At 68.0% G+C, this 13,801-nt stretch carries 12 protein-coding genes; 5 read left to right on the top strand and 7 right to left on the bottom strand.

The annotated features are described in order from the left end of the window. Window positions 1-64: 64 nt before the first annotated feature. Genes ACW175_RS11640 through dusB form a run of 3 tightly spaced genes read right to left on the bottom strand, consistent with a single transcriptional unit; the run spans window position 65 to window position 3,614 of the window. A complete protein-coding gene (locus tag ACW175_RS11640; protein WP_099577817.1) occupies window positions 65-1,486 on the bottom strand; it encodes a sigma 54-interacting transcriptional regulator in 1,422 nt (473 codons plus the stop codon). Further along, window positions 1,483-2,610: a two-component system sensor histidine kinase NtrB gene (locus tag ACW175_RS11635; protein WP_492104616.1), complete on the bottom strand. Its 1,128-nt coding sequence runs from the start codon at window positions 2,608-2,610 to the stop codon at window positions 1,483-1,485. Before ACW175_RS11635 ends, ACW175_RS11640 begins: the two co-directional genes overlap by 4 nt. Next, window positions 2,607-3,614: a tRNA dihydrouridine synthase DusB gene (gene dusB, locus ACW175_RS11630; RefSeq protein WP_492104615.1), complete on the bottom strand. Its 1,008-nt coding sequence runs from the start codon at window positions 3,612-3,614 to the stop codon at window positions 2,607-2,609. Before dusB ends, ACW175_RS11635 begins: the two co-directional genes overlap by 4 nt. A 178-nt stretch (window positions 3,615-3,792) precedes the next feature. Between dusB and ACW175_RS11625 the strand changes: the two genes are divergently transcribed. From ACW175_RS11625 to ACW175_RS11615, 3 genes are read left to right on the top strand one after another with little or no spacing between them, the layout of a single operon-like run. Next, on the top strand, window positions 3,793-4,941 hold the full coding sequence (locus ACW175_RS11625) for a bifunctional 2-C-methyl-D-erythritol 4-phosphate cytidylyltransferase/2-C-methyl-D-erythritol 2,4-cyclodiphosphate synthase (RefSeq protein ID WP_492104614.1): 1,149 nt from the start codon (window positions 3,793-3,795) through the stop codon (window positions 4,939-4,941). A gap of 35 nt (window positions 4,942-4,976) precedes the next feature. Then, window positions 4,977-5,468, top strand: coding sequence for a CinA family protein (locus ACW175_RS11620; protein WP_492104613.1), 492 nt, complete (start codon window positions 4,977-4,979; stop codon window positions 5,466-5,468). Then, window positions 5,468-6,583: an FUSC family protein gene (locus ACW175_RS11615; RefSeq protein WP_492104612.1), complete on the top strand. Its 1,116-nt coding sequence runs from the start codon at window positions 5,468-5,470 to the stop codon at window positions 6,581-6,583. Before ACW175_RS11620 ends, ACW175_RS11615 begins: the two co-directional genes overlap by 1 nt. Here the strand turns inward: ACW175_RS11615 and ACW175_RS11610 are convergent. Continuing rightward, complete coding sequence (locus ACW175_RS11610; protein WP_492104611.1) at window positions 6,580-7,032, bottom strand: type II toxin-antitoxin system RatA family toxin; 453 nt, start codon at window positions 7,030-7,032, stop codon at window positions 6,580-6,582. The genes ACW175_RS11615 and ACW175_RS11610 overlap by 4 nt on opposite strands. A gap of 4 nt (window positions 7,033-7,036) precedes the next feature. Then, window positions 7,037-8,014, bottom strand: a complete 978-nt coding sequence (gene lipA, locus ACW175_RS11605) for a lipoyl synthase (RefSeq protein WP_492104610.1) — start codon at window positions 8,012-8,014, stop codon at window positions 7,037-7,039. 83 nt (window positions 8,015-8,097) lie between these two features. Here lipA and ACW175_RS11600 point away from each other — a divergent pair, with 83 nt between their 5' ends. Beyond that, window positions 8,098-9,132: an alpha/beta fold hydrolase gene (locus ACW175_RS11600; RefSeq protein WP_492104609.1), complete on the top strand. Its 1,035-nt coding sequence runs from the start codon at window positions 8,098-8,100 to the stop codon at window positions 9,130-9,132. A 108-nt stretch (window positions 9,133-9,240) separates the two neighbouring features. Then, complete coding sequence (locus ACW175_RS11595; RefSeq protein WP_492104608.1) at window positions 9,241-10,794, top strand: AMP-binding protein; 1,554 nt, start codon at window positions 9,241-9,243, stop codon at window positions 10,792-10,794. 66 nt (window positions 10,795-10,860) lie between these two features. Here the strand turns inward: ACW175_RS11595 and ACW175_RS11590 are convergent, their stop codons facing one another. Next, the gene (locus tag ACW175_RS11590) at window positions 10,861-12,324 is read right to left on the bottom strand and encodes a DUF6880 family protein (protein ID WP_492104607.1); all 1,464 of its coding nucleotides are present in this window, start codon (window positions 12,322-12,324) and stop codon (window positions 10,861-10,863) included. A 20-nt stretch (window positions 12,325-12,344) separates the two neighbouring features. Continuing rightward, window positions 12,345-13,745 carry a dihydrolipoyl dehydrogenase gene (lpdA, locus tag ACW175_RS11585; protein WP_492104606.1) on the bottom strand — a complete coding sequence of 467 codons (1,401 nt, stop codon included), beginning with the start codon at window positions 13,743-13,745 and terminating at the stop codon, window positions 12,345-12,347. Window positions 13,746-13,801: the final 56 nt, after the last annotated feature.

Here is a 13,801-nt window from a genome sequence, read left to right as displayed (position 1 = left end):
CTATGTGCCGAGAAAGCTTCAGCGCGCTTGCTGGCGGCGACCGCGAGCGCGGCAGCGCTCAAAGCTATCGGCGACCTCTCGTCATCTCCACGCCCAGATCCTGGATCTTCTTGCGCAGGGTGTTGCGGTTCAGGCCGAGGATCTCGGCCGCGCGCACCTGGTTGCCACGCGTCGCCGACAGGGTCAGCTGGATCAGCGGACGCTCCACCTCTTCCAGGATCCGGTCGTACAGGCCGGGCGGCGGCACGCCGTCGGGTTGGTCAGCGAAGTGCGAGGCCAGATGGCGTTCGACCAGCATCGACAGAGTGAGTGGCCCCTCCTCCGACCGGACGGCCGGCGTGTGATCCTGCAACTCGCGGTCGACGATGCGGGCGGTGATCAGCTCCTCGGCATAGAGGGCGCACATCCGGCGCATCAGGTTCTCGAGCTCACGGACATTGCCCGGCCACGGATGGGTCTTCAGGCGATCCAACGCGCTCTGGTCGATGGTCTTGGACGGCAGGCCTTCCCGGGCGGCGCGCAGCAGGAATGTGCGAGCCAGGTCCGGGATGTCTTCCACGCGATCGCGCAGCGGCGGCAGGCGCACCGGCGCGACGTTCAGGCGGAAGAACAGGTCCTCGCGGAAGAGGCCCTGCTGGATCAGGCCGCGCAGGTCGCGATTGGTGGCGGCGATGATCCGCACGTTCGGCCGGCGGCCGGTCTTGGGATTGATCACCGGCTCGGTGCCGTCGATGACGCGCAGCAGGCGGGTCTGGGCGTCCAGCGGCATATCGCCGATCTCGTCCAGGAACAGCGTGCCGCCGTCGGCTTCCACCAGGCGGCCGTTGTCGCCCTCGCCACGTCCGAACAGCTCGGCTTCGACCCGCTCGCGCGGCACGGCGGCCAGGTTGATGACCACGAACTTGCCGTCGCGACGGCGCCCCAACTCATGCAGGGCGCGGGCGACCAGCTCCTTGCCGGTGCCGCTTTCGCCAAGGATCAGGACCGTCAGGTCGGCTCCGACCAGGCGGGCGATGGTGCGATAGACCTCCTGCATCGGCGCCGAGCGGCCGATCAGCGGCAGGCGCTCGTCACGCATGGCGCGAGCCTGGGCCTTTGAAGCCTCGGCGTCGGCCGGGCGCGACAGGGCCCGGCGCGCGGCGGCCGTTACGTCGTCGAGATCGAAGGGCTTGGAGATATATTCGAAAGCGCCCGCGTCAGCGGCATTGACCGCTGTCAGCAGGGTGTTCTGGGCGCTCATCACGATGATCGGCAGCTTGGGCCGCTCCTTGCGGATGCGCGGCAGCACGTCGAACACATTCTCGTCCGGCATCATCACATCGGTGACGACCAGATCGCCCTCGCCGTCCGTGACCCACTTCAGCAAGGTGGTGGCGTTGCCGGTGGCGCGGACCTGGTAGCCAAGACGGGTGAAGGCCTGGCTCAGGACGAGCCGGACAGAGCTGTCGTCGTCGGCGATCAGGATCTTCTTGCTCGCGGCATTCATGCTCGGGCGTCTCCGGGGGCGATATCAAGGGCGGGCGCGACGGGCAGCAGCACGCGGAAGACGGTGCGGCCGGGCTCGGATTCGAAATCGATCAGACCGCCATGGGCGGTGACGAGCTTGGTGACCAACGCCAGGCCGAGACCCGTGCCATTGGCCTTGGTGGTCACGAAGGGCTGGAACAGATGGTCGCGCAGGCTGGCCGGCACGCCGGGACCGTTGTCGATCACCTTTACCTCGATCGGCGCGCCGCTGGCGGTCTTGCCGTCCGCGCCGCGCACCCGGACGCCCGGGCGCCAGGCGGTGTGAATGGAGATCTGGCCGCGATCATCGCCCCGCATATGGGCGGCCTCGGCGGCGTTCTTGGTCAGGTTGAGGAAGACCTGGATCAGGTGGTCCTCGTCGCCCCACACCGGCGGCAGGGACGGATCGTAGCTTTCCTTCAGCGTCAGGCCGTCGGCGACGCCGTTGGCGACCAGGGCCCGGACGCGGTCCAGCACCTGATGGATGTTGACCGGCTCGCGCGGGGTCGGCGCCTCTTCGGAGAAGGCCTCCATGCGGTCGACCAGGCGGCGGATGCGGTCGGTCTCGTCGACGATCAGCTGGGCCAGCGGCTGATCGACGGCGCTAGCGCCGGTCTTGAGCAACTGGGCCGCGCCGCGAATGCCGGCTAATGGGTTCTTGATCTCGTGGGCCAGCATCTTGCCCAGACCAACGACCGAACGCAGACCGGCCGCGTCGGCGGCCTTGTCCACGCCCAGGACGCCCTTGACGTGCAGGGTCAGCAGCACCGAACCGTCGCCCAAGGGCGCCGCGGCGCCGTCGGCCTCGAACGGCGGCTGGCCGAACAGGTTGACCTCGACCCCGTGCTCGCGAACCAGAGCGCCTTCGAAGATCGCGCGATCCAGAAGCGAAACCAGAACCGAGCCCGGCGGCAAGGCGGCGCGAAAACGCCCGCGCGCCAGCAGCGACAGGCCGTGGCCGAACAGCGCCTCGGCGGCCTCGTTGACCGCCACCAGCCCGCCGTCGCGATCGACCACCAGGGCGGGTTCGGGACTGAGGTCGAAGGCGGCCGCCTTCAGGGCCTCGGGGGTGACACCACCCAGGACGCGGGCGCGGTCGGTCATGCGGCTAGTCTCCCGCCCGCCAGCCAAAGGTCGCGCAGGGCGGCCTCAACGGCGGCGGGATCTTCAAGGCGGCACAGCGTAGCGCGAGCGGTCCGGCGAGCCTCGGCCGTCTCCGGCCAGGGCGCGGCCTCGATGTACGAGGCCAGGTGCTTGCGGAACATCTTCAGGCCCAGCGGCTCCCCATAGAAGGCTAGGCTGCGGCGGAAGTGGGTGAGCGCGATCGCCAGGCGTTCCTCGGCCTGGGGCTCGACGAAGTCGCGACCTTCGAGCGCGGCCTGGATGGCGCCGGCGATCCAAGGGCGACCATAGACGCCCCGGCCGATCATCACGCCGTCCGCGCCAGACTGCTCCAAGGCCATGCGAGCGGTGTCGCCATCAACGATGTCGCCGTTGACCAGGACGGGGATCGAGACGGCCTTCTTGACCGCCGCGACGGCGCTCCAGTCGGCGACGCCCTTGTAGAACTGACTGCGCGTGCGGCCATGAACCGTGATCGCCTTGGCGCCAGCCGCCTCGGCTCGACGCGCGATGTCGGGGGCGTTGCGCAGATTGTCGTCCCAGCCCAGCCGCATCTTTACGGTGACGGGAATGTCGACAGCCTCGACAGCCGCGCTGACCAAGGCTTCGGCCAGGTCAGGCTCGCGCATGATGGCCGAGCCCGATTGCTGGCCGGCTGACACTTCCTTGGCGGGACAGCCGAAGTTCAGATCGACGATCTGGGCGCCGGCGTCGGCGGCCATGCGCGCGCCCTTGGCCATGAAGCCCGGATCGCGTCCGACCAGCTGGACCACCATCAGCGGCAGGCCCTCACCCACCGCGGCGCGGCGCACGACATCGGGCCGCCCACGCGCGAACTCGGCGCAGGCCACCATTTCCGTCGCCACATAAGGCGCGCCGAGCGCCGTGGCCGTTTCTCTGAAGGGCAGGTCCGAGACCCCGGTCATGGGCGCGATCCACACCCGACCGGGAACTTCGACCCCGCCGATATCGAGCGTGTTGCTCATTTTATGATCATCCCCACAGCATTCTTTTTAGGCACATTGTGCAGCGCAGTAAAGCCCAATCGCCAGAGGCTTTCCCCGATCGTTTCGACTGGATGGGAAGCTCGCTGACTCAAAGAGACCGCTGATCCCATTCGGGACGAGCTATGGACAAGAGCGGCTACCGGACTAAACAGCCGCCATGACCTTTTCCGTCGTGATCGTCGCCGCCGGTTCGGGAAGCCGAGCCGGTCCGGGCCAGGCCAAGCAGTGGCGGCTTGTCGCCGGAAAGCCGGTCCTGCGCTGGTCGGTCGAAGCCTTCATGGCGGCCGGTGCGTCTGACATCGTCATCGTGACAACGCAAGATGGGGAAAAGGCGCTGATCGATGTGCTGGCCGGCCTTTCGGGCTGGCGCGCGGCGCCTGGCGGCGCGACTCGGGCCCTGTCGGTGCGGTCCGGCTTGGCCGCCCTGGCCGATCGTCCAGAGGACGAGCCGGTCCTGATCCACGACGCCGCGCGTCCGTTCGTGAGTCGCGCAACCATCGACGGCGTGCTGCGGGCGCTAGACGCCGCCGACGCCGCTCTCCCCGCCCTGCCCGTCGCCGATACGCTTAAGCGCGCCGAACCTGGGCAAAACCCGATCACGACGTCGCGGGAACATCTGTGGCGCGCCCAGACTCCTCAGGCCGTCCGTCGTAACGTCCTGCTTGCCGCCTATGCCGTCTGGACCGGTCACGAACCGACCGACGACGCCCAGGTGGTGGAAGCCGCCGGCGGCCGCGTGGCCATCGCGCCGGGCGACCCGCTCCTGCTGAAACTCACCTATCCCGAGGATTTCACCATGGCCGAACGGCTCGCCGGCGCCGCGCGCATCACCCGAGTCGGCCAGGGCTTCGACGCTCACCGCTGGGGTCCCGGCGAAGAGGTCTGGCTGTGCGGCGTGGCCATCAAGCACGACGAGACCCTGGTCGGCCATTCGGACGCCGACGCCGGACTGCACGCCCTGACCGACGCCATCTTGGGCGCGATCGGCGAAGGCGACATCGGCGACCACTTCCCGCCGACCGACCCGAAGTGGAAGGGCGCGGCCTCGGATCAGTTCCTGAAGCACGCCGCCGAACTGGTCACCGCCAAGGGCGGCGCCATCATCAATGTCGACGTGACCCTGATCTGCGAGCGACCCAAGATCAAACCGCATAGGCTGGCCATGCGCGAGAAGCTGGCGCAGATCCTGGCTCTCCCGCTGGACCGAGTCAGCGTCAAGGCGACCACGACCGAGAAGATGGGCTTCACCGGCCGCGGCGAAGGTCTCGCGGCCTCCGCCGTCGTGGCGGTCGAGACGCCGGCCTGAAACGGGCTAAGCTGAAGACGAAACCGGAGACGCCGATGTTCCCGCTGGAAATCGAGACCCTGGCCCGACTGCTCATCGACGAGGCGCGCGGCAAGTCGCTGCGCCTGGTCGCGGCCGAGAGCTGCACCGGCGGCTTGGTGGCTGGCGCGATCTGCGCGATCTCCGGTGCGTCCGACGTCTTCGAGCGCGGCTTCGTCACCTACACCAACCGCGCCAAGTCCGAGATGCTGGGCGTGCCAGGCGACCTGATCGCCGACCACGGCGCCGTCTCCGAACCCGTAGCGCGGATGATGGCCGAAGGCGCGCTCCGCGAAAGCAACGGCCATGTCGCCGTGGCCATCACCGGCATCGCCGGCCCGGGCGGCGGCACGCCGATGAAGCCGGTCGGCACCGTCCACTTCGCCGTCGCCCGCGCCAACCGCTCGGTCGTCCATCGGCACGAGCACTTCGCCGGCGAGACGCGTGGGGCCGTGCAATTGGCCGCGGTGCGGACAGCCCTCGAAATGCTGCGAGAGGCGGTGGCCTAGTGCCCGAGACCGCGCCCAGCGACTGGCGGCGCTTCGCGGGTGTCGGCTTTTCGCAGAAGGCGCTGAAGGCCGCGGCGGCCCGCAAGACCGAGATCCGCCACGCCATTCGCGTTTCGGCCGCTGTCGGCGCGGCATTCGCCCTGGCGACGCTGCTGCGCCTGCCGCAAGGCTATTGGGCGGTGTTCACCGCCGTGATCGTCGTGCAGTCCAGCCTGGGCGCGACCATCACCGCTTCCATCGAGCGCTTCATGGGCACGGTCGTCGGGGCGCTGGCCGGCGCCGTAGCGGCCTATTTCCACACAAAGTGGCCAGAGTTCGGCGGGCTGATCCTGTGCGTGACGGTCGCGCTGCTGGCGTTCGTGGTCTCGGTGCGGCCGGCGCTGAAGGTGGCGCCGGTCACCGCCGTGATCATGCTGATCGGCCAGGCGACGCATATGGATCCGCTGGTCGCCGCCAGCCTGCGGGTCGCCGAGATCACCGTCGGCAGCCTCGTCGGCGTCGCCGCCACCCTGCTGATCTTCCCGGCTCGCGCCCATGCCTCGGTGGTCACAAGCGTCCAGAAGATCGCCGGCCTTCAGGCCCACATTCTCGACAGCTATATCCTCATGCTGCGCGGCACGCCGGGGCCGACCGACTACCTCAAGGCGCAGGACGAGTTGCGCGCGGCTCTGGCCAAGCTGCAGACGGCCATGACCGAGGCCGATCGCGAGAACGCCACCAAGCTCAGCGAGCGATCGGTGTCCGACGCCCTGCCCCGCACGCTGTGGCGGCTGCGTAACGACACGGTGATGGTCGGCCGGACCCTTCGCGAGCCCCTTCCGGCCGAAGGCCTAGCTCCGGCCGCCGCCGACATGCTGGAAGCCAGCGCCAAGTTCCTGCGCGGCACGGCCGATCTTCTTGCCGGCGGCGCACGCCCGGACCGCCTAGCCTTCGCCGAAGTCCATCAGACCTTCCAGGCCTGCGTCGAGGGTTTGCGCGAGAAGGGCCTAACCCGGGAACTGGAGTTCGACGACGCCGCGCGGGTGTTCGGCTTGGTCTTCGCGATCGAGAACCTGTTCGGCAATCTCGGCGACTTCGAGGAGCGGATCGAGGAGGCTGTCGCGAAGAAGGATTAGGCCTTCGCGCCGTAGACCTGTTTCGCGCGATCCTCGAAGCAGGCGATCAGCTTGTTGGCGGCCTTGTCGATATTGGCGGCCAGCATGGCGTCGAGCAGCGCCGACTTGAAGGCGAAATCGATCACGAACTCGACGCGGGTCACATCGCCTTCCGGCACAAAGCGCCAGCCATTGGCCAGGCGTTTGAACGGTCCATAGAGCAGGCTGACATCGATACTCAGTGCTTCGCGATCGCGGCGAACACGCGTGGCGAACTTCTCGCGCAGGAACGAGAAGCCGACCTGCGCCTCGGCGTCGACCGTGCTGACCGCGCCGTCGAGGCGGTCATTCCAGGTGCGCATGGCGGTGATCCACGGCACGAACTTCGGATAGGCCTCGACGTCGCCGACGAGCTCGAACAGCTGCTCAGGCGCGTACGGCAGCACGCGCGTTACGGTATGCCGATGCAAGGCTTTACGCCGTGCGGGCGTCGAGGGCCCGGCGGGCCGCCTGCAGCTTGGCGAAGTCCTCGCCCGCATGGTGCGACGAGCGGGTCAGCGGGCTGGACGACACCATGAGGAAGCCCTTGGCCCGGGCAATCGCCTCATAGGCCTTGAACTCTTCCGGCGTCACGAAGCGGTCGATGGCGGCGTGCTTGCGGGTCGGCTGCAGGTATTGGCCGATGGTGATGAAGTCGACGCCGGCCGAGCGCATGTCGTCCATGACCTGCATGACCTCCTCCTTTGTTTCGCCCAGGCCGACCATCAGGCCGGACTTGGTGAACTGGGAGGGGTCGCGCTGCTTCACGCGGTCCAGCAGGCGCAGGGAGTTGTAGTAGCGGGCCCCCGGACGGATCTTCAGATACAGCCGCGGCACGGTCTCGAGGTTGTGGTTGAAGACGTCCGGCTTGGAGTCGATCACCGCGTTCTCGGCGCTATCCTTGCGCAGGAAGTCCGGTGTCAGGATCTCGATGGTGGTGCCCGGGGCGGCAGCGCGGATGGCCGTGACCACCTCGGCGAAGTGGCGGGCGCCGCCGTCCAGAAGGTCATCGCGGTCCACCGAGGTGATGACCACGTGCTTGAGGCCCATCTTGGCGACAGCCTCGGCCACGCGGCGCGGCTCGTCGGGATCCAGCTGGGTCGGCAGGCCGGTGGTGACATTGCAGAAGGCGCAGGCGCGGGTGCAGATTTCGCCCATGATCATCATGGTCGCGTGTTTCTGGCTCCAGCACTCCCCGATGTTCGGACAGGCCGCCTCCTCGCAGACCGTGGTCAGCTTGTGCTCGCGCACGATGCCCTTGGTCTCGTTGTATTGACCCGAGCCGGGGGCGCGGACTCGCAGCCACTCGGGCTTGCGGAGAACCGGCGTGTCCGGGCGGTTCTGCTTTTCGGGATGGCGCACCGCCCGGTCATCCGGGCCGCGAGCCTTGAGGGTGTCGATCACCGTGGCCATGGCGCCTAAATCGGTCTTCTTGGCTCGCGGATCAAGCGCTCGATCTTGCTTAAGTCAGCAACGCGCGAAATGACTGTGCTGGTATGCGTCTCCGCCTCCCAGCTATCGCCCTAGCCCTGACCGTTTCCGCCTGTGGCGACGGGGGCTCGCGCGCGCCTTTCGCCGAAAGCCGTACGCCGCCGTCACTGAGCGCGCGGTTCTACCCACCTCCGGGCTGGGCCTGGGGTTACATCCGGAGCGGCGAGGATCTGGTGCAGCGCTACGGCGTCACCGCGCCGCCCGTCGCGCCCAAGGCGACGATCCTGATTCTGACCGGCTATGGCGAAAGCGCGGAGAAGTGGTTCGAGACCGTCACGGACCTGACAGGCCAGGGCTTCTCGGTCTGGGTGCTCGAGCGCCAGGGCCAGGGCGGCTCCGAGCGCGAGACGCCCTGGCGGGACCTTGGCCACATCGACAGCTTCGATCCGGACGTCGCGGCCGTCCGCGCCCTTGTCCGGGGGGTGATACGGCCCAGGCCTGACACGCCGCTGGTCGTCTTGGGTCATTCCGAGGGCGGCCTCGTGGCTCTGCGCGCCGCCCAGCAAGGCGTGGCGATGGACGGTCTGGTCCTGTCCTCGCCCGCCTTCGGCCTGACCGCCCTGCCCCGCCCGCGCGCCGACTTCGCCAAGTTCACGCCGACGATGCGGTTCCTGCGCCTGGGCTGGATCAAGACGCCGGACCAGCTCGGCTGGCGGCGCGACGCACCCGGCGACGGGCTGACCCACGACCCGGTCCGCGGCAAGGTTCAGGCGGCCTGGATGCTGGCCAATCCGGACCTGCGCATGGGCGGACGGAGCCTGGGCTGGTTCGCGGCCTTCTTCGACGCGTCGGAGGCCGCCGCGCGGGATGTTCGCAAGTTCAACGTCCCGACGCTGATGCTGACCGCCGACCAGGACAAGGCCGTTTCAGCCACGCCCCAGGATAGGCTTTGCGCGGCCATGGTCACTTGTCAGGAGACCCGCTACCCGAAGTCGGGACACGACCTGCACATGGAATCGGACGCTGTTCGCCAAGCCTGGCTGGCGGCGATCATAGATTTCACGCGCGCTCGGACAACCGCCAGGTCCTTGCCCCGCTAGGGTGAACCTCACGGTTTGTGACTCTTTCTTGCAAAGCTGGACCTTCCCCGGCAGACTCGGCGTTCAAAACGGGAGCGCGCTTTCGCTCTACGGGGAGGTTTCGCCGGTATGGCGGTAGCTTACGACGCGCAAGCTGGCGAAAAGGCCATCTTTGACGCCCTTATCGACGCCCGCGACAAGTATGGCGCCAAGAAACCGATCCTGGAGGACCAGGATCGCAATCCGCTCAGCTACACGGACCTGATCCGGGCGAGCTTCGCGCTTGGTCGCAAGATCGCGTCCATGACCGCGCCAGGCGAGCACGTCGGCGTACTGTTGCCGTCGGGTTCGGGGTCCGTCGTGACCTTCTTCGCCCTGCACGCCTTCGGTCGCGTGCCGACGATGCTGAACTTCACGGCGGGTCTGCGGAACATCAAGGCCGCCTGCAAGCTGGCCAAGATCAAGCGCGTGCTGACGGCCCACAAGTTCATCGAGTTGGGCAAGCTGCACGACATCGTCGATGCGATCGGCGAGCATGCCGAGGTCACCTATCTGGAAGACGTGCGCGGCACGATCGGCTTGGGCGACAAGCTGTTCGCGGCCGCCGCCGGCCTCTTCCCGCGCCAGTTCCGCGCCCAGGCCAAGCCGTCTGACAAGGGCGTCGTGCTGTTCACCTCGGGCAGCTTCGGCGCGCCGCGCGGCGTGGTGTTGACCCAGGCCAACCTGGTGTCGAACGCTCAGCAGATCGCCGCCCACATCGCGCTGGATCCGGCCTGGGTGTTCTTTAACCCGCTGCCGGTCTTCCACTGCTTCGGCCTGACCGCTGGGGTGATCCTGCCGCTGATGACCGGCATGAAGGCGTTCCAGTACCCCTCGCCGCTGCATACCAAGCAGATCCCGCCGCTGATGAAGGACGTCGGCGCCTCGGTGCTGTTGGCGACGGACACCTTCGTCAACCAGTACGCCCGCTCCGCCGAACCCGACGAGATGTCGGGCCTGAAGTTCATCGTCTGCGGCGCCGAGAAGGTGCGCGAAGAGACGCATAACCTGATCGCCGAGAAATTCGGCGGCGTGCCGGTGCTGGAAGGCTATGGCGCGACCGAGGCTTCGCCGGTGATCGCGGTCAACAAGCCCAACGACAATCGCCGGGGGACGGTCGGCGGCCTGCTGCCGGGCCAGGAATGGAAGATCGAGCCCGTCGAGGGCATTCCCGAGGGCGGCAACCTGCTGGTGCGCGGCCCCAACATCATGGCCGGCTACCTGCGCGAGGATGGCGGAGTCGATGCGCCCCAGGGCGGCTGGCACGACACGGGCGACGTCGTCACCGTCACCGATGACCTGTGGATCACCATCAAGGGCCGCGTGAAGCGCTTCGCCAAGATCGGCGGCGAAATGGTCTCCTTGACCGCCGCCGAGGACCTGGCCTCCGCCGTGTGGCCCGACGGCCGCCACGCCGTGATCTCGATGCCCGACAAGAAGAAGGGCGAGAAGCTGGTTCTGGTCACCGACCGTCCCGACGCCGCCGTGGCGTCGCTTGTCGCCCACGCCCAGACGATTGGCGCGCCCGAACTGGCCGTGCCGCGCAAGATCCTCAAGGTGCAGGAAGTGCCGGTGCTGGGCAGCGGCAAGACCGACTATGTCGCCATCCAGAGGATGGCCGAGACCGACGCGCGCGCCGCCTAGGTCAAATCCGGCGAAGCGGATCAGGCTTCGCCGGAACCTTCCTGTCTTCAGGTCTTGAAGCGCTTCCTAGAACACGCCGCCGAGGGCTTCGAGCTCCGCGCGGAAGCCCTGCTTGCGGCCGTGCATGGCGCGCAGGTCGGCCACGAAGGCCTGGTGATCGGGATACTCGCCGTAATCGCCGATCATCGCAGACAGCGACTCCGCTTCCAGTAGCTGACGCGCCGCCTCCGCGTAGCGGGCCGCTACGCCGTAAGTCAGGACGTACTGGATCGAACCGCGCAGCAGCAGCGTCGCGGCCATCGGGTAGGCGCCTTCCAGGCGGCGCGCCGCCTCGGCCATCAAGGTGTCGTCGGCGCCGTTGATCTCGCCGGCGCGGGCCAGCACCAGGCGCGAGGCGGCCATCAGGTCGGGCCAGGAGACCAGGAACGCCAGCGCCCTGTCGAACTGAGGGAAGCGCTTGGCGACAGCCTTGGCCTGATCCTCGGCCTCCACGTCGTCGAAGTCCGGCAGGCCCTTCAGGTAGGTCCGAAGGCGCGGGATGGACAGGGTGCGCTCGAACTCCGCCCAGCGGCGTTTCTGGGCCTCGTCGTGGTGACCCGTTGCCTCCAGCGCGTCGAGCATCGCCTCTTCCCAGGCCGACCGTTCCTCCAAGGAGCTCTGGTGACGGCCGCGCTGATCGCTGGGGGCGCCAGCATGCAGGGTCGCCAGCGCGTCCTCGGCGCGGCCGGCCTCCAGCAAGCGACGCGCGATCTCGGCCGAGACCAAGGGCGTGCGGCGAAGCTCCGGCGCGAAGGTGGCCTCGAAAGCGTCGACGTCGCCACTGGCGTCGGCCAAGCGGCGCAGGGCGTCCTTGTAGATCCCGCTGCGGGCGTCGCGGATGGTGCGCGCGGCCAGCAGCTTCTCCAGCGTCTCGCGGAGGTGGGCCTGCCCCTTCTGGCCGAGCAAGGGTCCCAGCGCGTTCACCACGGGTCCGAACTGGGCGTAGTCGTCGCGGCGCAGCAAGTTTACGATACGGTCGGCGAGGACAATAGGGTCCGGCATGGCCCCGGCGGCGATCGCGCCGACCCCGTCGCGCGCGGCCAGGAACACGTCGCCGATCGGACCCTCGGCCTGACTGAGGCGATCCAGGGTCGGCGTCGCCAGATCCAGCAGGTCCAGCATCAAGTCGAGCGCCGCGGTGGCGTCGTCCTGCGCCAGCCGCTCGATCATCCCGCGATGCAGGTCGAGGTCCCTGGCGAAGGCCGCGCGCTTGCGCCAGTTGATGCGGGACGACGACTTGCCGATCGCGGTCAGGCGCTTGGAGATCTCCAGCGCCAAGCCCTCGGTGTTCGACTCGGCGAACAGCTCCAGCCGCAGCACGCGCTTGACGTGGCTGTCGCTGGAGAGGTCGAGCAGGATGGTGGCAAGGCGCTCTGGACCGAGGTCGACCAGATTGGCCTCGGAAAGGGTCGTCTTCGATCCCTTCCGAGCCTTGGCCGGCTTCACCTTGTCCGGAGCGTCATCCGTTGTCGTCGCGGCCTTGCGCGCCATCCAATGTCCTCAAGCGAGGCCTAGATGTGCAGGACTCGTCCGTAGGCGTCCAGAGCAGCCTCGTGCATGGCTTCCGACATGGTCGGATGGGCGTAGACGATGCCGTGCAGGTCTTCCTCGGTGGCCTCCAGGGTGATGGCCGTGACGAAGCCCTGGATCATCTCGGTCACTTCGTGGCCGATCATGTGGGCGCCGATCAGGGCGCCGGTCTTGGCGTCGAACACGGTCTTCACGAAGCCTTCGGTCTCGCCCGCGGCGACGGCCTTGCCGTTGACCTTGAAGGGGAAGCGACCGGCCTTGACCTCAATGCCCGCCGCCTTGGCGCCGGCCTCGGTATAGCCGACCGAGGCGACCTGCGGGTTGGCATAGGTGCAGCCTGGGATCGGCGAGTGGACGTTCGGGGTCTTGTAGCCGGCGATGGCCTCGGCGGCGTGGATGCCCTCGTGGCTGGCCTTGTGGGCGAGCCAGGGCGCGCCGGCGATATCGCCGATGGCGTAGAGCCCCGGGACGTTGGTCTTGCCATGCTTGTCGGTGACCGCGTGGCCGCGGTCCAGGTTCAGGCCGACGGCGTCCAGGCCTTCGCTGTTCGGCGCGATGCCGACGGCGACGATGCACTTCTCGGCCGTCAGCTGCTCGATCTTGCCGCCGACGTCGACGGTGACCGAGACGCCATCCTTGGTCTTCTCGACCTTGCTGACCTTGGCGCCGATGCGGAACTTGATGCCGCGCTTCTCGAACGCCTTCTGGGCGGCCTTGGAGACCTCGACGTCCTCGACCGGCATGATGCGGTCCAGGGCCTCGACGACGGTCACCTCGGCGCCGAGAGCCCGGTAGAAGCTGGCGAACTCGATGCCGATGGCGCCCGAGCCGATCACGACCAGCGACTTGGGCATGGTCTTTGGCGCCAGGGCGTCGCGATAGGTCCAGATCTTGTCGCCGTCCGAGACCGCGCCGATCGCCGGGATCTCGCGCGCGCGGGCGCCGCTGGCCAGGATGACGTTCTTGGCCTGGACCGTGCGGCTGCCGCCGGCCTTCAGGGCGATGACCAGCTTGGGCGCGGGATCGCCCTTCTCAAGCTTGGCCTCGCCTTCGATGACCTCGATCTTGTGCTTCTTCATCAGGAAGGCGATGCCGCCCGACATGGTCTTGGCCACGCCGCGCGAACGCTCGATGATCTTGGTAAAGTCGAAGGCCGGCTTTTCGACCGACAGACCGTAGCTGTCCAGATGCGACAGCTGCTCGAAGATCTCGCCCGACTTCAGCAGGGCCTTGGTGGGGATGCAGCCCCAGTTCAGGCAGATGCCGCCCAGGTTCTCGCGCTCGACGATCGCCGTCTTCAGACCCAGTTGGCTGGCGCGGATCGCGGCCACATAGCCGCCAGGACCGGCGCCGATGACGACGACATCGAATTCCGTGGACATGTTCATCTAACCCTAGCTTGGACGTCGTCCGTGGGAAGCCGGACGGCCTAGATCGA

The organism is Caulobacter sp. FV1ye6ST (assembly GCF_058681225.1).
The sequence above is the reverse complement of the archived record's forward strand: the minus strand, read 5'-3'. Positions and strand labels throughout refer to the sequence as shown.

Bases quoted from the DNA above. Each gene is read 5' to 3' on its own strand.
- ACW175_RS11640 (WP_099577817.1), bottom strand. From the start codon at position 1,486: ATGAATGCCGCGAGCAAGAAGATCCTGATCGCCGACGACGACAGCTCT.
- ACW175_RS11635 (WP_492104616.1), bottom strand. From the start codon at position 2,610: ATGACCGACCGCGCCCGCGTCCTGGGTGGTGTCACCCCCGAGGCCCTG.
- dusB (WP_492104615.1), bottom strand. From the start codon at position 3,614: ATGAGCAACACGCTCGATATCGGCGGGGTCGAAGTTCCCGGTCGGGTG.
- ACW175_RS11625 (WP_492104614.1), top strand. From the start codon at position 3,793: ATGACCTTTTCCGTCGTGATCGTCGCCGCCGGTTCGGGAAGCCGAGCC.
- ACW175_RS11620 (WP_492104613.1), top strand. From the start codon at position 4,977: ATGTTCCCGCTGGAAATCGAGACCCTGGCCCGACTGCTCATCGACGAG.
- lipA (WP_492104610.1), bottom strand. From the start codon at position 8,014: ATGGCCACGGTGATCGACACCCTCAAGGCTCGCGGCCCGGATGACCGG.
- ACW175_RS11600 (WP_492104609.1), top strand. From the start codon at position 8,098: ATGCGTCTCCGCCTCCCAGCTATCGCCCTAGCCCTGACCGTTTCCGCC.
- ACW175_RS11595 (WP_492104608.1), top strand. From the start codon at position 9,241: ATGGCGGTAGCTTACGACGCGCAAGCTGGCGAAAAGGCCATCTTTGAC.
- ACW175_RS11590 (WP_492104607.1), bottom strand. From the start codon at position 12,324: ATGGCGCGCAAGGCCGCGACGACAACGGATGACGCTCCGGACAAGGTG.
- lpdA (WP_492104606.1), bottom strand. From the start codon at position 13,745: ATGTCCACGGAATTCGATGTCGTCGTCATCGGCGCCGGTCCTGGCGGC.